At 69.9% G+C, this 17,784-nt stretch carries 17 protein-coding genes and 1 tRNA gene; 11 read left to right on the forward strand and 7 right to left on the reverse strand.

What is annotated here, in order from left to right:
* The first annotated feature begins 12 nt into the window (after positions 1 to 12).
* The 9 genes from ACT54X_RS23350 to ACT54X_RS23390 all read left to right on the forward strand — a co-directional run bounded on the left by ACT54X_RS23350 (position 13) and on the right by ACT54X_RS23390 (position 7,181).
* A complete protein-coding gene (locus ACT54X_RS23350) occupies positions 13 to 861 on the forward strand; it encodes an electron transfer flavoprotein subunit beta/FixA family protein (protein ID WP_017758436.1) in 849 nt (282 codons plus the stop codon).
* Entirely contained in the window at positions 858 to 1,970 is a 1,113-nt protein-coding gene (locus ACT54X_RS23355; protein ID WP_476348881.1) for an electron transfer flavoprotein subunit alpha/FixB family protein, read from the forward strand. The genes ACT54X_RS23350 and ACT54X_RS23355 overlap by 4 nt, the downstream gene beginning before the upstream one ends.
* 20 nt (positions 1,971 to 1,990) lie before the next feature.
* A complete protein-coding gene (locus tag ACT54X_RS23360) occupies positions 1,991 to 3,301 on the forward strand; it encodes an FAD-dependent monooxygenase (protein WP_354319881.1) in 1,311 nt (436 codons plus the stop codon).
* Positions 3,298 to 3,597: a ferredoxin family protein gene (locus tag ACT54X_RS23365; RefSeq protein ID WP_294368807.1), complete on the forward strand. Its 300-nt coding sequence runs from the start codon at positions 3,298 to 3,300 to the stop codon at positions 3,595 to 3,597. The genes ACT54X_RS23360 and ACT54X_RS23365 overlap by 4 nt, the downstream gene beginning before the upstream one ends.
* Positions 3,597 to 4,058 carry a ferritin-like domain-containing protein gene (locus ACT54X_RS23370; RefSeq protein WP_476348884.1) on the forward strand — a complete coding sequence of 154 codons (462 nt, stop codon included), beginning with the start codon at positions 3,597 to 3,599 and terminating at the stop codon, positions 4,056 to 4,058. The genes ACT54X_RS23365 and ACT54X_RS23370 overlap by 1 nt, the downstream gene beginning before the upstream one ends.
* Before the next feature lie 71 nt (positions 4,059 to 4,129).
* The gene (locus ACT54X_RS23375; protein ID WP_294368812.1) at positions 4,130 to 4,453 is read left to right on the forward strand and encodes a (2Fe-2S) ferredoxin domain-containing protein; all 324 of its coding nucleotides are present in this window, start codon (positions 4,130 to 4,132) and stop codon (positions 4,451 to 4,453) included.
* The gene (locus ACT54X_RS23380; RefSeq protein WP_476348886.1) at positions 4,450 to 4,959 is read left to right on the forward strand and encodes a hypothetical protein; all 510 of its coding nucleotides are present in this window, start codon (positions 4,450 to 4,452) and stop codon (positions 4,957 to 4,959) included. Before ACT54X_RS23375 ends, ACT54X_RS23380 begins: the two co-directional genes overlap by 4 nt.
* A gap of 251 nt (positions 4,960 to 5,210) precedes the next feature.
* Positions 5,211 to 5,648, forward strand: a complete 438-nt coding sequence (locus ACT54X_RS23385) for a tripartite tricarboxylate transporter TctB family protein (RefSeq protein WP_294368817.1) — start codon at positions 5,211 to 5,213, stop codon at positions 5,646 to 5,648.
* Positions 5,649 to 5,657: 9 nt separating this feature from the next.
* The gene (locus ACT54X_RS23390) at positions 5,658 to 7,181 is read left to right on the forward strand and encodes a tripartite tricarboxylate transporter permease (protein WP_043115300.1); all 1,524 of its coding nucleotides are present in this window, start codon (positions 5,658 to 5,660) and stop codon (positions 7,179 to 7,181) included.
* 59 nt (positions 7,182 to 7,240) lie between these two features.
* On the opposite strand, the gene ACT54X_RS23395 is transcribed toward ACT54X_RS23390, so the two are convergent.
* The 3 genes from ACT54X_RS23395 to ACT54X_RS23405 all read right to left on the reverse strand — a co-directional run bounded on the left by ACT54X_RS23395 (position 7,241) and on the right by ACT54X_RS23405 (position 10,262).
* Positions 7,241 to 7,314, reverse strand: a tRNA-Gly gene (locus ACT54X_RS23395).
* Between the two features lie 110 nt (positions 7,315 to 7,424).
* Entirely contained in the window at positions 7,425 to 9,179 is a 1,755-nt protein-coding gene (locus ACT54X_RS23400; protein WP_476348889.1) for an HD domain-containing phosphohydrolase, read from the reverse strand.
* A 138-nt stretch (positions 9,180 to 9,317) separates the two neighbouring features.
* Positions 9,318 to 10,262, reverse strand: a complete 945-nt coding sequence (locus ACT54X_RS23405; RefSeq protein ID WP_476348891.1) for a hypothetical protein — start codon at positions 10,260 to 10,262, stop codon at positions 9,318 to 9,320.
* 122 nt (positions 10,263 to 10,384) lie between these two features.
* Between ACT54X_RS23405 and ACT54X_RS23410 the strand changes: the two genes are divergently transcribed.
* Entirely contained in the window at positions 10,385 to 11,581 is a 1,197-nt protein-coding gene (locus ACT54X_RS23410; RefSeq protein WP_476348893.1) for a cation:proton antiporter, read from the forward strand.
* Positions 11,582 to 11,633: 52 nt separating this feature from the next.
* Here the strand turns inward: ACT54X_RS23410 and ACT54X_RS23415 are convergent, their stop codons facing one another.
* The 4 genes from ACT54X_RS23415 to ACT54X_RS23430 form a co-directional block, all read right to left on the reverse strand.
* Positions 11,634 to 13,832 carry an alpha/beta hydrolase domain-containing protein gene (locus ACT54X_RS23415; protein WP_294368830.1) on the reverse strand — a complete coding sequence of 733 codons (2,199 nt, stop codon included), beginning with the start codon at positions 13,830 to 13,832 and terminating at the stop codon, positions 11,634 to 11,636.
* Positions 13,833 to 14,002: 170 nt separating this feature from the next.
* A complete protein-coding gene (locus tag ACT54X_RS23420; protein ID WP_294368832.1) occupies positions 14,003 to 14,992 on the reverse strand; it encodes a Bug family tripartite tricarboxylate transporter substrate binding protein in 990 nt (329 codons plus the stop codon).
* 41 nt (positions 14,993 to 15,033) lie between these two features.
* Entirely contained in the window at positions 15,034 to 15,432 is a 399-nt protein-coding gene (locus ACT54X_RS23425; RefSeq protein ID WP_476348895.1) for an AtuA-related protein, read from the reverse strand.
* Between the two features lie 11 nt (positions 15,433 to 15,443).
* Complete coding sequence (locus ACT54X_RS23430; RefSeq protein WP_476348897.1) at positions 15,444 to 16,814, reverse strand: acyclic terpene utilization AtuA family protein; 1,371 nt, start codon at positions 16,812 to 16,814, stop codon at positions 15,444 to 15,446.
* 82 nt (positions 16,815 to 16,896) lie between these two features.
* Between ACT54X_RS23430 and ACT54X_RS23435 the strand changes: the two genes are divergently transcribed.
* Positions 16,897 to 17,778: a LysR family transcriptional regulator gene (locus tag ACT54X_RS23435; RefSeq protein ID WP_234192587.1), complete on the forward strand. Its 882-nt coding sequence runs from the start codon at positions 16,897 to 16,899 to the stop codon at positions 17,776 to 17,778.
* The last annotated feature ends 6 nt before the right edge of the window (positions 17,779 to 17,784 follow it).

Consider the following 17,784-nt stretch of genomic DNA (forward strand, 5'->3'; position numbering starts at 1 on the left):
CGGAGACCCGACATGCACATCGTCGTCTGCATCAAGCAGGTGCCGGACTCGGCGCAGATCCGCGTCCATCCGGTGACCAACACCATCATGCGCCAGGGGGTGCCGGCCATCGTCAACCCCTACGACCTGTTCTCGCTCGAAGAGGCGCTGCGACTCAAGGACCGGTTCGGCGGCAAGGTCACCGTGCTGTGCATGGGCCCGCCGCAGGCCGAAGAGGCGCTGCGCAAATGCATCAGCTACGGCGCCGACGACGCGGTGCTGGTGACCGACCGCGCCTTCGCCGGTGCCGACACGCTGGCCACCTCGTACGCGCTGGCGGCCGGCATCCGGCAGATCGGCCGCGAACAGGCGGTGGACATCGTCTTCACCGGCAAGCAGACCATCGACGGCGACACGGCCCAGGTGGGCCCCGGCATCGCCAAGCGGATGGGGCTGCAGCTGCTGACCTACGTCTCGCGCATCGTCGAGACCGACCTGGACGGCCGCACCATCACCGTCGAGCGCCGGGCCGAAGGCGGCGTGCAGCAGCTGCGCACCGCCCTGCCCTGCCTGATCACCATGCTGGAGAACACCAACGAGCTGCGCTTCGCCTCGCTGCCGGCCATGATCCACGCCGCCGGCTACCCCGTGCGCAAGTGGAACAAGGAGCAGGCCGGCATCGAGGACCTCGACAAGATCGGCCTCAAGGGCTCGCCTACCGTGGTCAGCAAGGTCTTCGGTCCGACGCCGCGCAGCGAGAAGGCCGAGATGCTGGCGCTGGAGGACTCCAACCTGCGGGATGTCTCGCTGAACCTGCTGCAGAAGATCTTCACCCGGCATCCCACACTGGAAGCCGACCTCGCGATGAAGGAAGACGCATGAACGCCGCCGCCACCCCCGCCACGCCTGCCGCCAAGCGCCCCGCCGGACGCGGCCGCAACCTCGAGCTGCCCGAGCACCTGAAGGCCTACAAGGGCGTCTGGGTGTTCATCGAGCACGACCGCGGCCATGTGCACAGCGTCTCGTGGGAGCTGCTGGGCGAAGCCCGCAAGCTCGCCGACAAGCTGGGCAGCAGCGTGGGCGTCGCCATCCTGGGCGGTCCCGACGAGAAGCTGGAAGCCTTCGCCGCCGAGGCCTTCGGCTACGGCGCCGACAAGGCCTACATCGTGCACGACCCGGTGCTGCTGGGCTACCGCAGCGAGCCCTTCACCAAGGGCCTGACGGACCTGGTCAACAAGTACCAGCCGGAGATCCTGCTGCTGGGTGCCACCTCCATGGGCCGCGACCTGGCGGGCTCGGTGGCCACCACGCTGCTGACCGGCCTGACGGCGGACTGCACCGAGCTGAACATCGACCCGACCTCGCGCGCCCTGGCGGCCACGCGGCCCACCTTCGGCGGCTCGCTGCTGTGCACGATCATGACGCTGGCCTACCGGCCGCAGATGGCCACTGTGCGCCCGCGCGTGATGGCCATGCCGCGTGCCGAGGAAGGCCGCAGCGGCGAGGTGGTGCAGGAAGCGCTGGGCATGGTGGAAAGCAGCATCGTCACCAAGCTGCTGGACTTCCTGCCCGATGCGACCAGCAACCAGATCAACCTGCCCTATGCCGACGTCATCGTCAGCGGCGGCAAGGGCCTGAAGAACCCCGAGAACTTCAAGCTGGTGTTCGAACTGGCCCGTGTGCTCGGCGGCGAGGTGGGCGCCACCCGCCCCTGTGTGCAGGCCGGCTGGGTGGAGGCCGACCGCCAGGTGGGCCAGACCGGCAAGACGGTGCGGCCCAAGCTCTACATCGCGGCGGGCATCTCCGGTGCCATCCAGCACCGGGTGGGCATGGAGAGCTCGGACGTGATCGTCGCCATCAACACCGACCCCAACGCGCCCATCTTCGACTTTGCGCACTACGGCATCGTGGGCAACGCGCTGCAGGTGCTGCCCGCGCTCACGGCCGCCTTCGCCGAGCACCTGGGCAAGCGCCGGCGCCTGGTCGCCTGACACCCCGAGGAGCACGCCCCATGAGAAAGCCATCCCAGTTCGACGCCATCGTCGTCGGTGCCGGCCCGTCCGGCAACGCAGCCGCCTACACGCTGGCCAAGGCCGGCCTGAAGGTGCTGCAGATCGAGCGCGGGGAATACCCCGGCAGCAAGAACGTGCAGGGTGCCATCCTGTACGCCAATGCGCTGGAACAGATCATTCCCGACTTCCGCGAGGACGCGCCGCTGGAGCGCCACATCATCGAACAGCGCCTTTGGGTGCTGGACGACACCAGCTTCGTCGGCACCCATGTGCGCAGCAGCGACTACGACAAGCCGCCCTACAACCGCTACACCATCATCCGTGCGCAGTTCGACAAGTGGTTCAGCGCGAAGGTGCGCGAGGCCGGTGCGCTGCTGATCTGCGAGACCACCGTCCAGCAGCTCATCATGGACGGCGACCAGGTGGTGGGCGTGCAGTGCGACCGCGAGGCCGGCGACGTGTACGCCGACGTGGTGATCCTGGCCGACGGCGTCAACTCCACGCTGGCGCGCAAGGCGGGCTTCCATGGCGAGATCCAGGCCGGCAACGTGGCCCTGGCGGTCAAGGAGATCCTCTTCATGCCCGAAGAGACCATCCGCCAGCGCTTCAACATCGGCGAGGAGTCGGGCGTGGTCATCGAGATGGTGGGCCGCATCACCGACGGCATGATGGGCACCGGCTTCCTCTACACCAACAAGGAGTCGCTGACCATCGGCGTGGGCTGCATGCTGGGCGATTTCAAGGCCAACCCCAGCCGCACCAGCCCCTACGTGCTGCTCGAGCAGATGAAGCGCCACCCCGCCATCGCCCCGCTGATCGAGGGCGGCGAGATGAAGGAATACTGCGCCCACCTCATTCCCGAGGGCGGCTTCCACGCCATCCCGCAGGTCTACGGCAACGGCTGGATGATCGTGGGCGACTCGGGCGGCTTCGTCAACGCGGCGCACCGCGAGGGCTCCAACCTGGCCATGACCACAGGCCGCCTGGCCGCCGAGACCGTGATCGCCGCCAAGGCCGCGGGCCAGGGCTACCGGGCCGACCGGCTCAAGGCCTACAAGACCGCGCTGGACGAGTCCTTCGTGATGAAGGACCTGCACAAGTACCGCGACATGCCCGGCGTGCTGCACAGGAACCCGCAGTTCTTCACCACCTACCCCGATCTCGTCGCGCAGGCCGCCCGCACCATGATCACCGTGGACGGGGTGGACAAGAAGACCAAGGAGCGCGAGATCTTCGCCAGCTTCCGCAAGACCCGCCGCTGGAGCGGCCTGATGGGCGACGCCTACAAACTCTGGAGAGCCTTCCGATGAACGCCATTGCCGTCAATGTGGAAGAGAAGCTCTTCCAGAACCGCTACCGCGTCGATGCGGGCCGCCCGCACATCCGCATCAAGGACAGCGATGTCTGCACCAACGAGTGCCGCTCGCAGAGCTGCACCTTCGTGTGCCCGGCCTCCTGCTACAAGGCCGAGGGCAATGGGCGGGTGACGCTGATCACCGACGGCTGCCTCGAATGCGGCAGCTGCCGGATCATCTGCAGCGAGCACGCCAACGTGGAGTGGGAATATCCCCGCGGCGGCCACGGCATCCTCTTCAAGTTCGGCTGATGATCGACGACATCGAGACCTTCCTGGTCCACGCCATCACGCTGGAGCGCGACGCCGCGCGCCGCTACGAGGACCTGGCCCAGGTGATGCGCACCGCCGGCAACGACGAGGTGCGCAAGCTCTTCGAGCGCATGGCGCACTTCTCGCGCCTGCACCTGAACGAGGCCATGGAGCGCGGCGGCTTCCGCGAGCTGCCCGTGCTGGCGCCGGCCGACTTCCAGTGGCCCGGCAGCGACAGCCCCGAGGCTGCCAGCTGGCACGGCATCGACGGCCTGATCGACGTGCCGGCCGCGCTGGAGATCGCGCTCGAGGGCGAACGCGCCGGCACCGCCTTCTACGAGGGCGTGGCCGACGCCGCCAACGACCCCGAGGTCGTGCGCATGGCGCGCGAGTTCGCCAGCGAGGAAGCCGGCCACGTCTGCGAGCTGCAGCGCTGGATCGCGCACATCGCGACTGCCTGAGCACCGCCCGCGCGGCCACGTCGGCGCGGCCGCGCCCTTCACTGTCCCACCCCCACGACCAGGAGGCCCGCATGGCCCGCCCCGAACGACATGTCTTCGTCTGCACCCAGAACCGTCCGCCGCAGCACCCGCGCGGCTCCTGCGGCGCCAAGGGCTCGACCGCCGTGCTGCAGGCCTTCTGGGCCGAACTGCAGAAGCGCCAGGCCTACGAGAAGGTGGCCATCACCTATTCCGGCTGCATCGGCCCCTGCGACCAGGGCGTGAACGTGCTGGTCTACCCCGAGGCGGTGCTCTACAGCCGCGTGACGCCCGAGGACGTGCAGGAGATCTTCGACAGCCACCTCGAAAAGGGCGAGCCTGTCGAACGGCTGCGCGCCGCCGAGGCGGTCTGGTGAATCTCTTCACCGGCGAGGAGGCCGACGCCTTCTTCGGCGGCGAGGTGCCGCCGGCCGTGCGGCACCTGGTGGACGAAGCGCGCCGCAAGCCGCGCGAGGAGGCGGCCGCGGCGCTGTGGACCGCCGTGCTGGCCTCGCCGCAGGCGCTGCCGGTGTACTACCTGCTCTACAAGCTGCATGCCGGCCAGGGTGAGCTGGAGCAGGCGCAGCGCGCCGCTGAGCGCGGGCTCAGCGCCGCGGCCGAGGTCGCCGGCCTGCCCTCCGACTGGCGGCAGGTGCGGCCCGGCATGGCGGACTTCCTGCAACCCGGCGCCGCGCGCTTCTGGCTGTTCACGCTCAAGGCCCAGGCCTTCATCCTTTTGCGGCGCGGCGAGCCGGCCCAGGCCGCCGAACGGCTGGACCACCTGCGCCTGCTGGACCCCGCCGACCACATGGGCGCCAGCGTCGTCGCGCAGTTGCTTGCGCAGCACGATGTCGGTGTGCGACCGACGACGTCGGGTTGCTGATCCAGTGCGCGGACGGAGCCCGCCGCCTTTAAAAAAAGACCTCGCAGCGCGCTGCAGAATTGCGGAATAAATTCCGCTGTTCCATCTTTTATTCGATTCCACGCCTCCGACCCAATTTTCAGAGGCCGCAACAACATTACCGAATCGCAATGCTCCGGTCACGCGGTGGCGTGGCTTTCCTCCCTACCATTTCCCGACCACCCCGCGGGGGCCGGCATTGTGCGGTTGCAATGGCGGAGACAAGGAAATTCATGAAACACAGAGACACGCACGACCTGATCGGCGGTATTGCACTGACGGTCGTCGGCGTATTTTTTGGCCTGTACGCCAGCCGCTACACCATGGGAACGGCCGCCCGCATGGGCCCGGGGTATTTCCCCATCGTGCTGGGCTGGCTGCTGGCCGTGCTCGGCCTGCTGGTGGCGCTGCCGGCCTGGTGGCGGCAGGGCAACCCCATCAAGGTGCAATGGCGGAACCTGGCCACTGCCACCGCCTGCCTGGTCCTGTTCGCCGCACTCCTGCAGGCCGCAGGCGTGTTGGTCGCCGCTTTTGCGGCCTCGATGGTGGCCCTGGTGCCGGCGCGCACCTCGGTGCGACAGAAACTGGTGATCTCCGCCGCGGTGTCTGCATTGACTGTGGGGATCTTCGTGTTCGGTCTGCAGATGAACGTTCGCACGTTCCCCTGGTGAAGCAGCGTCATGGATCTCGCAAACAATCTTCTTCTCGGGCTCCAGGTTGCCATGGAGCCAATGACGCTGGCGTATTGCTTTTTCGGCGTATTGCTGGGCACCGTCGTCGGCGTGCTGCCGGGCATCGGCGCACTGGCGGCCATTTCGCTCCTGCTGCCCATTACCTACCATATTGAACCGACCGCCGCCATCATCATGCTGGCGGGCGTCTATTACGGCGCGCAATATGGGGGCTCGACGGCGGCCATTCTGCTCAATCTTCCCGGCACGCCCTCTTCGGCGGTGACCTGTCTGGACGGTTATCCCATGGCGCAGAAAGGGCGCGCCGGCCTGGCCTTGTTCATCACGACCATCGCCTCGTTGGTGGGCGCCATGACCGGGCTGGTATTGCTGGTGCTTTTTTCGCCGGCCATTGCCGAAATCGGATTGAAATTCGGCCCCGCCGAATTCTTTTCCATGATGGTGCTCGGGCTGGTGGCGGCTTCTTCCATGAGCATCGGATCGGCGGCCAAGGGCCTGGCCATGGTGGTGCTGGGCCTCCTGCTCGGCATGGTGGGGACGGACGTGAATTCGGGCGTCTCGCGCTTCGACTTCGGCATCATCGAACTCACCGACGGCATCAACCTTGTGGCGCTGGCCATGGGACTGTTCGGCGTCGCCGAGGTGGTGCGATGCATCAATTCCCCCGACATGGAACGCAAGCCCGAGCCCGTCACGATGCGGTCCATGGTTCCCTCGCGCGCCGAGTTCCGTGAAAGCGTCGCGCCCATGCTGCGCGGCTCCGCCCTCGGTTCCGCCCTGGGTGCGCTTCCCGGGGTCGGCCCTTCGATCGCGGCATTCATGTCCTATGCCATCGAAAAGCGGGTGGCACGCGACGCTCGCAAATTCGGCAAGGGCGCCATCGCCGGCGTCAGCGCCCCCGAATCGGCGAACAACGCCGCGGCGCAGACCGCGTTCGTGCCTTCGCTTTCACTGGGCATTCCCGGCGACGCCGTCATGGCGGTGATGCTGGGCGCCCTGATCATTCACGGCATCCAGCCGGGGCCCTTGCTGATCAGCGAGCAGCCCGCGCTCTTCTGGGGCCTGGTGGTGAGTTTCGCGATCGGCAACATCATGCTGGTGATCCTCAACCTGCCCACCATCGGCATCTGGGTCGCGTTGCTGCGAATTCCCTTCGCGTGGATGTATCCGGCGATCCTCGTGTTCGTGGCGTTGGGCGTCTACAGCGTCAACAGCAACGAATTCGACATCTACATGGTGGCCGTGCTGGGGGTGATGGGCTACGCGCTGATGGTTCTGAAGTTCGAGCCCGCACCTCTCCTGCTGGGCTACATCCTGGGCCCGATGCTGGAAGAAAACCTGCGGCGCACGATGCTGCTGTCCCGCGGCGATCCCATGGTGTTCATCGAACGGCCCATCAGCGCCAGCCTGCTGGCGGTGACCGCGCTCATGCTCGTCTGGACCATCTGGAGCACCGTCCGCAAGTCCATCGCGGAAAAGCGGAAGCTGGACCTCGCGGAAGCCGCGGCGTGATGCAAGCGGCGGCTTGGCTGCCGCATCGCGGCGGCGGGATGGAGAAGACCTGAGGGGAGTGGAGCGGGTGAAGGGAATCGAACCCTCGTATGAAGCTTGGGAAGCTGCCGTTCTGCCATTGAACTACACCCGCCTGGCGGCCCGCGGAGGGCCTGGAGGCTGTCTCGCCTGCTCCGGCAAAGACAGCGCGGGAGTGTAGCACCGGGGTTGCGCCCTTCCCCCGGCGCCGCACCCCTCGCGCCCTCAGCGGCGCTCGTCCACGGCCTCGTCCTCGACCGCCGCCGGCGCCGCGCCGGCCAGGCCTTCCACCTCGCGCACCCAGCGCTGGCGCATGCGCAGGATGCGCGGCAGCGCGCGCAGGAAGGCGTCGACCAGCCGAGGCTCGAAGGCGGCGCCGGCACCGGCGCGGATCTGGGCCACGGCCGCCTCTTCGCTCAAGGCCTCGCGATAGGGGCGCGGCGAGGTCATGGCGTCGAAGCTGTCGGCAATGGCGACGATGCGCGCCGCCAGCGGAATCTGCTCGCCCGCCAGGCCCGACGGATAGCCGGTGCCGTCCCAGCGCTCGTGGTGGCACAGCGCGATGTCGCGGGCCATGCCCAGTACGTCCGACGGGTCGTCGCCGATGAGCTGGGCGCCCAGCAGCGGATGGGCACGCATCACGGTCCATTCGTCCGCATCCAGCGGACCGGGCTTGCGCAGCACCGCATCGGGCACGGCCACGATGCCCAGGTCGTGCAGCGGGGCCGAGCTCTGCAGCATGGCGCACCAGTCGGCGCGGGCGCCCGCCTCCAGCGCGATCTCGTGCGCGGTCTGGCTCATGCGCTGGATGTGCGAGGTGCTCACGTTGGCCCGCATGGCGGCCGCATCGCACAGGCGCTGCAACTGGCGCAGGCTGGACTGCTGCGCGGCCAGCATGCCCAGCGCCGCCAGGTGCGTGCGCACGCGCGCCGCCACCACATGCGGATAGAAGGGCTTGGTGATGTAGTCGGCCGCGCCCAGACGCAGCGCCTTGGCCTCGGCGTCGCCGTCGTGCACGGCGGTGCAGAAGACGATGGGGATGTGCGCGGTGCCCGGATCGGCCTTCAGCGCCTCGCACACGGCGTAGCCATCCACGCCCGGCATCATCAGGTCGAGCAGGATCAGGTCGGGCCGGCGCTCGCGGGCCAGTTCGATGGCGCGCCGACCCTCGGTGGCGAAGATGAGGTGGTAGTCCGCCTGCAGCGACAGGCGCAGCAGCTGCAGGTTGCTGGGTTCGTCGTCCACCAGCAGCAGGCTCTGGCGGCGCACCTCGGGCGGCGGCGGCAGGGCGGCGTCGGGGACGGCCGGCCCGTCCTGCGCGCCGCTCCCCTTCTCCATGCAGATGGCACTCAACTGCGCGGCGGGCAGCGGCCGCAGGAAGGCCGCGCGCTCCTCGCCCTGCGCCAGCAGCCAGGCCCGGCCCAGGCCGCGCGGCAGGACGACCGGCATGCGACGCGGCTTGCCCGGCGGGCCATAGTTGCCCATCAGCGGATGGCCCGCGGCGTCCACGGTGAGCAGGCCCACGCTCAGGCGGCGCACGCCGTTCTCGTCGGCCCAGCTGTTCCACAGGCCGGCCAGGTACAGGGGACCGTCGTCCCGGCGCGCGATGCGGGTGAGCCACGGCTCGCCCTCGGGATTGCGGTGATCGGGCACATGCAGGGCCGCCACGGGCACCAGGCACTGCTGGGCACCCTGCCAGGCGCTTCGCACGGCCAGCTTGCCCAGCTCGTCGTCGCGGATCAGGGCCGTGCGGGCACGCAGCGCCGCGGGCAGGCCGGCGCGCAGGGTCTCGCGCGTGACCAGGCCCCAACGGCCGGCAGCGATGGCGATCTCGCTGCCACGGCGGACGACGAAGGACAGTTCGCCACCCGGCAGGACGGGGGCGGTGCCGGCCTCGGGGAAGGTCCAGTCGCCCGCCCGAAGGTCGCGGCGCAGGGCCTCCCAATGATGGGGCCGCGCAGATTCAAGACTTGAAATCATGGAGGCACAGCGCCAGGACATTCGCACGCGATCACGACGCAGCGATCCCCGGACGACGAATGCGGGGCGTTTGGGAGGCCGGTCCCATCCGGGTCCCGGCCAGGGCGTCCCGGCACTCTATTAACAATTATTTGCAGTCTATCGTGTGAAAGCGGGATCCGCTTCGATTTCGGCACCCATCAACCACTGCTGTGCCTCGTCATCGAAGCCGGCCACGGGCTGGGCCTTGGCCAGCGCCATCCACACGCCGAAGGGCAGGCGCTCGACCGGCCGGTGCACGGCGGCGCGGGCGACCGTGAGCCGCGTTCCCTCCAGCAGCATCACGCCGCATTCGGCGGGCACGTCCTCCGGCCCGCCGACGGGCCGGCCGCGGGCATCGTTGCCCAGCACGTACCAGCACTCGCCGCCCAGGTCGAGGTAGGCGGCGCGCTTGTCGGGGCGGCGCAGATCGCCCAGCAGGTCGGCGCGGCTGACCTTGACCTCGTGCACGACGGGATGGGCGTAGGCCTCGACGGTGGTGTTGCGGATCGAGAAGACATCGGGCCGGGCGATGCACCAGCGGGCCGGGCCGTCGGGCTCCAGCGGCGCCAGGCGGGCCCGCAGGCTCAGGCCGCGCCAGGCGATGCGGCCGCCGCGGGTCATCTCGCGCGCCACCTGCTCGACGAGCGACTCGTGGGCCGACATCGCGCCGCGGTTGCCGGCCAGGGCGCCGGCCAGCCGGGCCAGGCCGGCATCGCTCAGGCGCACGGTCTCGTGGCCCAGGGCCGAGCGCACCCGCTCCAGCAGGCCCGCGGCCAGCAGGTCGACCTCGATGGCATCGAAGCAGGGCCAGCCGGCCGAGCGGTACACCTCGCGCAGTCGGCGCATGTGCACCCGCCCCAGCGCGGCCACGGGCCGGGGCGGGTCGCCCACGGGCGGCGGGGGTGGCGGGTCGGTGACGGGCAGTTCGTGCGGCGGCGGATCGCCGGCCGGCGGCGGCACGATGATGGGCGGCGACGCTGGTGGCTGCCCCGGCGCCGGCGGTGGCGGGTTGGAAGGCAGGGGCGCCGCCCGCACGTCGGTCGAGAAAGGAAGGGCGGACATGCACCAAGGCTAACGCCAAGGCGGCAACCCTGGCCGCGGGTGCGATGTTGGGCCGTCCTACGCCCTTTGGCCGACGCGCGGCCATGTCACACTGCCGCGGCCTTTCACCCCCCCGAGCGCCGATGACCGTCTCCGAAGTCTTCCTGATCGCGATGCTGATCGTCTTCACCCTGCCCTACCTGCTGTGGCGGCTGGGGCGCACCGACTACTTCGCGCCGCTGGTGGTGGTGCAGATCATCATGGGCATCCTGCTGGGCCCGGGCGCGCTCGGCGCGGTGTTCCCCGATTACTACAGGTTCGTGTTCAGCGCACCGGTGATCCAGTCGCTCAACGGCGTGGCGCAGTGGGCGGTGATGCTCTTCGTGTGGATCGCCGGCATCGAGCTGGACCTGCGCAAGGCCTGGACCCACCGCGGCGAAAGCAGCGTGACCGCCGGCCTGGCGCTGGGCGTGCCGCTGCTGCTGGGCAGTGCCGCGGCGCTGGTGCTGCTGATGCAACCCGGCTGGATGGGCGCCAAGGCCCAGCACTGGCAATTCGTGCTGGGCATCGGCATGGCCTGCGCGGTGACGGCCCTGCCGATCCTGATCCTGCTGATGGAAAAGCTGGAAATCCTTCGTCAGCCGCTGGGCCAGCGCATCCTGCGCTACGCCAGCCTGGACGACATCGCCATCTGGGGCGTGCTGGCCGTGATCCTGACCGACTGGGAGCGCGTGGGCCGGCAGGTGGGCTTCCTGCTGGTGTTTGCGGTGGCCTCGGTGCTGTTCCGGCGCCTGATGCGCCGCGTGCCCGAGCGCGACCGTTGGTACCTGGGCCTGATCTGGCTGGCGGCCTGCGGCCTGGGCGCCGACTGGTCCGGCCTGCACTACATGGTGGGCGCCTTCATCGCCGGTGTGGTGATGGACGGCGACTGGTTCGACCAGGAACACATGGACCTGCTGCGCCACCATGTGCTGCTGGTGGTGATGCCGGTGTTCTTCCTGAGCACGGGGCTGCGCACCAGCTGGCAGGTGGGCGGCTTTGCCGTCTTCGGGGCGGCCGCCCTGCTGCTCGCGGCCTCGGTGGCCGGCAAGCTGGCGGGGCTGGGCCTGGCCGGCCGCATCCTGGGCTGGGCCCGCGGCGAAGGGATGCTGATCGGCTGGCTGCTGCAGACCAAGGCGCTGATCATGATCATCTTTGCCAACGTGCTGCTGGACAAGGCCATCATCACCAACGCCACCTTCACGGCCCTGCTGCTGATGGCGGTGGCCAGCACCATGCTGACGGTGCCCATGGTCACGCCGCGGCTGCGGCGCATGGCTCAGGCGACTGGGGAGCGCTGACGGCCCCCGGGGCCGGCGCGCCCGCAAGGCGGCGCGCCAGTCACGCGAGGCGTCAGGGCAGCACGGCGCTTGCCTGGGCGCGGGCGATCAGCGCGTCGGCGTCGGCTTGCAGCAGCAGTCGCTCGCCCACCAGCGACTGGGCCGCGGCACGCACGGCCGCCACATAGCCAGCCTGGTCGCCATAAAGCTCCTCCAGCGAAGGACGCCCGTCGCCGGCCGCCAGCCGCGCCGCACGCGTCTTGTGGAAGGGGATGTAGCTGCCCGTGAGGTTGGACAGGTCGACGATGCCCGGCATGGCGACGTAGTTGAACTCCAGGCTGGTGCCCAGCGGTACCTGCGCCTCCACCGCGCGGATGCCGGCCCGCGTGAGGCCAGTGGACGCATCCACTTGCGGCACCAGGATGGCGTAGCTGCGGCCCTGATAGCGCGGCGGCTGCAGCGTGGCGATGCCGCTCTCGTCCTGCGGCACGTACTGCGGGCCGAAGTCCAGCAGCGGGAAGTCGTTGTAGCGTGCCAAGTAGTTGAAGTCGGGGATTGCCGTCGGCGTGGCGCCGACGTTCCAGCTCAGGCCGCGCATCGTCGGGAAGGCCAGCTGCGCCGGCCGCACCAGCGTGCCGTCGTCGATGCGGGGCACGCGGCTCGCGGGCGGCGTGGTACCGCGCATCACCCAGTCTTCCAGCGCCACGAAGAGCGCGCGGAAGGTGTCGTTGAAGTGCACCACCGTGCCCGCCGGGTACACGTTGCGCGTGGGCGCATAGCTGATGCTGGCCGTGCCACCCGCGCCGCCGTGCTGTGTGCTGGCGTAGTAGTAGATGCGGGCGTTGTCGGGCTGGGCCAGGTCGCGAAGACCATAGGTGTCGGTGAGCACCGGCGATCCCTGCAACTGCCAGAACTCGGTGCCCGACAGGCCCAGGAAGAACTTGGGGCAGGTACCCGTGGCGCTGCAGCGGCGCATGACGCCGCCGCTGCGGCCGGCCAGCTCGTCGCTGTAGTCGGCCGCCAGACCGCGGGGGGCGGTCTGGCCGAAGGCCGTGTGGTCGGTGCGCAGGCCGCCGCCGCCGCCCGGCACCGCAAAGCGGGTGTTGATGTTCGTCTGCCGCGCCGCCACGTGGGCATAGATGCCGTCGAACACCTTGCTGCCGTCCAGTGCCTGGTTGAAGCCCAGGTGCAGGAAGGTCTTCATGGCATTGCCCGACTGCGAGGTGCCCTGGCCGATGGCATGCGTCAACCGGCCAGCGACCGGATTGGCACGGCCGAAATCGTCCGTGCTGCGCTTGCGAAAGAAGCTGACCGTGTCGCGCAATGCCGCCAGGCCCACGCCCATGACCTTCGGGTCCTTGGCGACGTAGACCAGCTCGTACAGGTACTGCGGGTCGAAGCCGCCGGCAAGGCACACGCTGGTGGGGCTGGCCGTGCCCGGGAACGGCGTGGCCGTATCGCAGGTGGCGAACTTCCACTGGGACGGCGAGATGGGCTCGCGCGGGTCGGTCTCGTTGCGCCGGCGGGTGAGCGAATAGCCCGGCTGCGTGTTGTCCAGGCTGGCCGGCTCGTAGGGGATCATGGTGCCGTTGAAGACACCGCCCGGCAGCGTCATGGACGGCGTGGCGGCGCTGGGCACGAGCTCGGTGCGGTAGGGGCCGGTGATGCTGCTGCCGTCCGGGTTGCGGGCCACGGGCACGGTGGCCGTGAGGCGGGCCGGGCTGCTCTTGGGCACGTCGCCCTGCCAGGCCGAATACAGCACCGTATAGCCGCGCTGCAGGTAGACGGCATCGCCGGGCGTGGCCGTCGGATTGAGCAGCGTGAGCATGTTGCCGCGGTTGGGCGCGTCATAGCGCAGCAGGCCGTTGGCCTTGGTCATGTCCTTGGGCTTGAGCAAGACGAAGTCTGCGCTGTAGTCGACCAACCCCCGTGCGTTGACCGGGGCGAGGGCCAGGTCCTGAATGACGGCGTTGTGCGGATCCTTCGGGTCCAGCTCGCCCTGCAGCGTGCCCGTGAGCTTCTCGTAGGCGCCGACGCTGCCGTAGCTGCCGGGGAAATCCTCGGTGGCGGTGATGGTCAGGCGCATCTGCGGCTGAGCCGGGGCGGGTGCCGGCGCCGGGCTGGGCGCCGGCGCGGGGGCAGGTGCCGCCGCGACGGGCACGAAGCCGCTGCCGCCGGAACCGCCGCACGCTGCCAGCAGCAGGCTCGCGCCCAGGCTGCAGGCACCCATGGCATGGCGCACGGGGCGCCGGGTGATGCAAAGCTCTCTCATGGTTGTCTCCATCGTTGTGGTGCAGGAACAGGGGCCTGGGGCCACGCGGACGAACGCCCTCCTCCGGTCGTCGACGGATGAATGGAAGGCGCGGGCCGTGCCCGCAGGGTGGAGGGAATGGACCGGAACGGGGGCACGCGGCGCGCGCGGCCCACCACCGGTACGGGCGGCTATTCGGCCTCGATGCCCGCCGCCTTGATCACCTGGCCCCACTTGCGCGTCTCGCCGGCCTGGAACTTGGCCAGCTCCTCGGGCGTCGTGGTCCAGGCCTCGGAGCCGGCGCCATCGAAGAAGCTTTTGGCGGCGGCGCTCTTCGTGGCCTTGCCCAGCACCTCGTTGAGCCTGGCGACCACCGATGCGGGCGTGCCGGCCGGCGCGTAGGCGGCGAACCAGTAGCCCATGTCGTAGCCCTTGACCCCGGCCTCGTCCAGCGTGGGCACATCGGGCAGCTGCGTGCTGCGCTTCTGCGTGGAATAGCCCAGCGCGCGCAGCTTGCCCGCCTTGATCTGCGGCACGCCGGTGGAGGTGTCGGTGATCATCATGTCGATCTGACCGCCCAGCAGGTCGGTGATGGCCAGCGGGTTGCTCTTGTAGGGCACATGCAGGATGTCGACATGGGCCATCTGCTTGAGCATCTCGCCCGCCACGCGGCTGGACGAGCTGCCGCTGCCGAAGCTCATCTTGCCGGGGTTCTTCTTCGCGGCGGCCAGCAGCTCGGCGACGTTCTTGTACGGCGCGCTGGCGTTGACCACCAGCACCTGCCCGCCCTTGCCCAGGCCGGTGACGGGCGCGAAGTCCTTCACCGGGTCATAGGGCAGCTTGCGGTAGAGGTGCTCGTTGGCCGCATGCGTGGTGTTGGTGGTGATGAGCACCATGTAGCCGTCGGCCGGCGCCTTGGCCACGTACTGCGCCGCGATCATGCCGCTGGCGCCGGCGCGGTTGTCCACCACCACCGACTGGCCGGTCTGCTCGGTGAAGGACTGGCCCAGCGCCCGCGCCAGTTGGTCGGTGGCGCTGCCGGCCGCAAAGGGCACGACGAAGGTGACGGGCTTGGCCGGATAGGCCGGGGACTGCGCCTGGGCCAGGCCGGGCAGCGTGGCGGCGGCGGCCAGGGCGGCGGCGAGCCAGGTGCGTCGGTGCAGAGGCGGGAATCGGTTCATGTCTCTTGTCTCCTCGGGTCAGGGTGGATGAAGGAAGGTCGTCAGTCGATGGGTGGACCGGCCAGATGCCCGCACAGCGCGGCAGGCACCCGCACCGGCAGGTCGAGCAGCAGGTACGACAGCGCCTTGCCATGGCTGTCGAGGTTGAGGGCGTCGTTGACGCCGCCATCCAGCACGTCGTCGAGCACGAAGTTCATCGCCTGCAGCCTGGGCAGCAGGTGGCGCGTGACGCGGCTGGGCCGGCGATGGGCGAACAGCGCGCCAACGGCTTCTTCCGTCACCTGTTCGACCAGCAGCGGCCACAGGTCCGCATGCCAGGCGATCACGCTGATGTTGGAGCGGTTGCCCTTGTCGCCAGTGCGGCCGTGGGCCAGCCGATGGAGGGGCACGACCCGGTCGGCATCGGCGTGCGGGGCGGAGGGGAAAGGCGTGGGATTCATCGTCGGCCTCCTCAGTCGGCCATGAAGTAACCGGTGCTCACGGCTTCGCGCGGGACCAGGCAGGACAGCGTGCCCAGGCGGGGCCGCATGCCGGTGCGCACGCCGCCGCCACCGGCGGGCCCGCAGCAGTACAGCGCCGTGACCTCGCGCACCAGGCGGCGCGCAACGGCCGCATCGGGATGCTGCAGAGCCACGCGCAGGCGGATGTCGCGCAGGGCATCGTCCGGCGCAGCGGGGGCCGCATCGAGCGTCGCCGCCAGGGCGCGACCCGCGTCGTCACCAAAGATGCTGCAGGCGCCGATCAGGTCCACCCGCAGCGCGCCGGCATCGCGCAGGCGCTCGCGCAGCACCTCGCCGGCCAAGCGGGCCCGGCCCAGCGCGCGGGCGCCCGCGTAGCTGATCTCGCCCTCGGCGAACCAGCCGGTGGCATGGCACACGTTGACCTTGAGCGTGGCCGGCCGCACATGACCGCGGACGCCCTGCAGCCGCACACCGCCGGCCGTCTGCAGCACCTCGGCCTCCCGGATGTCGGCCACCACATCGGGCGTGAGGTAGGCGCCGGGATCGTGCAACTCGTAGAGCAGCTGCTCCTTGACGGTATGCAGGTCCAGCCGGCCGCCGGTGCCCCGGGGCTTGAAGAGGGTGCAGCTGCCGTCGGCCTCGATCTCGGCGATGGGATAGCCCAGCTCGGCCAGGCCGGGCACGTCCTTGTAGCCGGGGTCGGCGAAGTAGCCGCCGGTGACCTGCGCGCCGCATTCCAGCAGGTGGCCCGCCATGGTGGCGCCCGCCAGGCGATCCCAGTCGTTCAGGGCCCAGCCGTAATGCGCCAGCGCCGGGCCCAGGGCCAGCGCCGGGTCGGCCACGCGACCGGCGACGACGATGTCGGCACCGGCGCGCAGGGCGTTGGCGATGGCCTCGGCGCCGATGTACGCGTTGGCGCTGACCGGCGGCTCGGCCGGCATGGCGGCGCCCAGGCACCGGGCCAGCAGGTCGTGGTGTTCCGGGCCGGAGAGATCGTCGCCATGCACGACGGCAATGCGCGGCGCGCGCAGGCCCAGGCCGCGCGCCAGTTGCTGGATGCGCCGCGCCGCGCCGTGCGGATTGGCCGCGCCGAAGTTGCTGACGATGCGCACGCCGTGGGCCAGGCAGTCGGCCAGCACGGGGCGCAGCAGCTCGTCCAGCAGCGGCTCGAAGCCGGCATCGGGGTCGTCGCGACGGGCGAGCTGGGCCAGCGCCAGGGTGCGCTCGGCCAGGGTCTCGAAGATCAGCACGGCGCTCTGGCCGCGGGCGATCAGCTCGCGCACCACGGGCGCGGCGGCGTCCACCCGGTCGCCCGAGAAGCCGGCGGCGCAGCCGATCAGCAGTCGTTCCTTCAGTGCCATGCGTGTCTCCTGCGACGGCACTCTAGGCGCGGAGCGTTATTCTGTGAAATAGATTGTCAGGATCAATTCATCCGCATCACCAATGAATCTGAGCAGCCGCCAGCTCGATGCCTTCCTGGCGCTGGCCACCGAGCGCCACTTCACCCGCGCGGCCGAGCAGTGCCACCTGTCGCAGCCGGCCTTCAGCGCGCTGATCCGCACGCTGGAGGAAGGCTTGGGGCTGCGCCTGTTCGACCGCAGCACGCGCCATGTGGCGCTGACCGACGAGGGCCGCAACTTCATGGCGGCGGCCGAGCGCATCCGCGCCGAGATCGACGCGGCGCTCGATGCCGCGCGCGACAGCGCCCAGCTGCGGCGCGGGCGCGTCTCGCTGGCGCTGCTGCCCTCGCTGGCCGCGGGCTGGCTGCCGCAGGTGCTGGCCGAATTCCGCGAGGCCCATCCTGGCATCGTGCTGGAGATCGCGGACGTCCTCTCCGAGCCCTGCATAGAGCGCGTGGCCGGCGGCCAGGCCGACCTGGCGCTGGCCGCCATCCGCGCCGACACCCCGCTCTTGCAGGCCGAGCCCTTCTGCAGCGACGACTTCCACCTGGTCTGCCGCGACGACCATCCGCTGGTGCGGCGCCGCAAGCTCACGGCCGCCGACCTGGGCGACTGGCCCTTCATCCACCTGGCGCGCACGAGCAGCGTGCGGCAGTACCTGGAGGCGGCCCTGCATCCGCAGCCGCTGCGCACGCTGATGGAGGTGGAGCAGCTGGCCACCGTGATGGGCATGGTGCGCGCGGGCCTGGGCATCAGCGTGGTGCCGACGCTGACGCTGTTCCACTTCCAGCAGGCCGGGCTGCACACCCGGCCGCTGCCCTTGCCCGGGCTCAGCCGGCAGGTCTACCTGGTGCGGCGGCGGGACCGGTCGCTGTCGCCGGCGGCGCAGGCGCTGCTGACGCTGATCCGGCAGCGGCGGCCCTGAGCGCCA

It is taken from the genome of Pseudacidovorax sp. DMC4, assembly GCF_056314265.1.

Coding starts and splice junctions, on each gene's coding strand:
- ACT54X_RS23410 (WP_476348893.1), top strand. CDS start 10,385: ATGACCGTCTCCGAAGTCTTCCTGATCGCGATGCTGATCGTCTTCACC.
- ACT54X_RS23365 (WP_294368807.1), top strand. CDS start 3,298: ATGAACGCCATTGCCGTCAATGTGGAAGAGAAGCTCTTCCAGAACCGC.
- ACT54X_RS23425 (WP_476348895.1), bottom strand. CDS start 15,432: ATGAATCCCACGCCTTTCCCCTCCGCCCCGCACGCCGATGCCGACCGG.
- ACT54X_RS23350 (WP_017758436.1), top strand. CDS start 13: ATGCACATCGTCGTCTGCATCAAGCAGGTGCCGGACTCGGCGCAGATC.
- ACT54X_RS23405 (WP_476348891.1), bottom strand. CDS start 10,262: ATGTCCGCCCTTCCTTTCTCGACCGACGTGCGGGCGGCGCCCCTGCCT.
- ACT54X_RS23375 (WP_294368812.1), top strand. CDS start 4,130: ATGGCCCGCCCCGAACGACATGTCTTCGTCTGCACCCAGAACCGTCCG.
- ACT54X_RS23355 (WP_476348881.1), top strand. CDS start 858: ATGAACGCCGCCGCCACCCCCGCCACGCCTGCCGCCAAGCGCCCCGCC.
- ACT54X_RS23415 (WP_294368830.1), bottom strand. CDS start 13,832: ATGAGAGAGCTTTGCATCACCCGGCGCCCCGTGCGCCATGCCATGGGT.
- ACT54X_RS23420 (WP_294368832.1), bottom strand. CDS start 14,992: ATGAACCGATTCCCGCCTCTGCACCGACGCACCTGGCTCGCCGCCGCC.
- ACT54X_RS23430 (WP_476348897.1), bottom strand. CDS start 16,814: ATGGCACTGAAGGAACGACTGCTGATCGGCTGCGCCGCCGGCTTCTCG.
- ACT54X_RS23390 (WP_043115300.1), top strand. CDS start 5,658: ATGGATCTCGCAAACAATCTTCTTCTCGGGCTCCAGGTTGCCATGGAG.
- ACT54X_RS23385 (WP_294368817.1), top strand. CDS start 5,211: ATGAAACACAGAGACACGCACGACCTGATCGGCGGTATTGCACTGACG.
- ACT54X_RS23360 (WP_354319881.1), top strand. CDS start 1,991: ATGAGAAAGCCATCCCAGTTCGACGCCATCGTCGTCGGTGCCGGCCCG.
- ACT54X_RS23435 (WP_234192587.1), top strand. CDS start 16,897: ATGAATCTGAGCAGCCGCCAGCTCGATGCCTTCCTGGCGCTGGCCACC.
- ACT54X_RS23370 (WP_476348884.1), top strand. CDS start 3,597: ATGATCGACGACATCGAGACCTTCCTGGTCCACGCCATCACGCTGGAG.
- ACT54X_RS23400 (WP_476348889.1), bottom strand. CDS start 9,179: ATGATTTCAAGTCTTGAATCTGCGCGGCCCCATCATTGGGAGGCCCTG.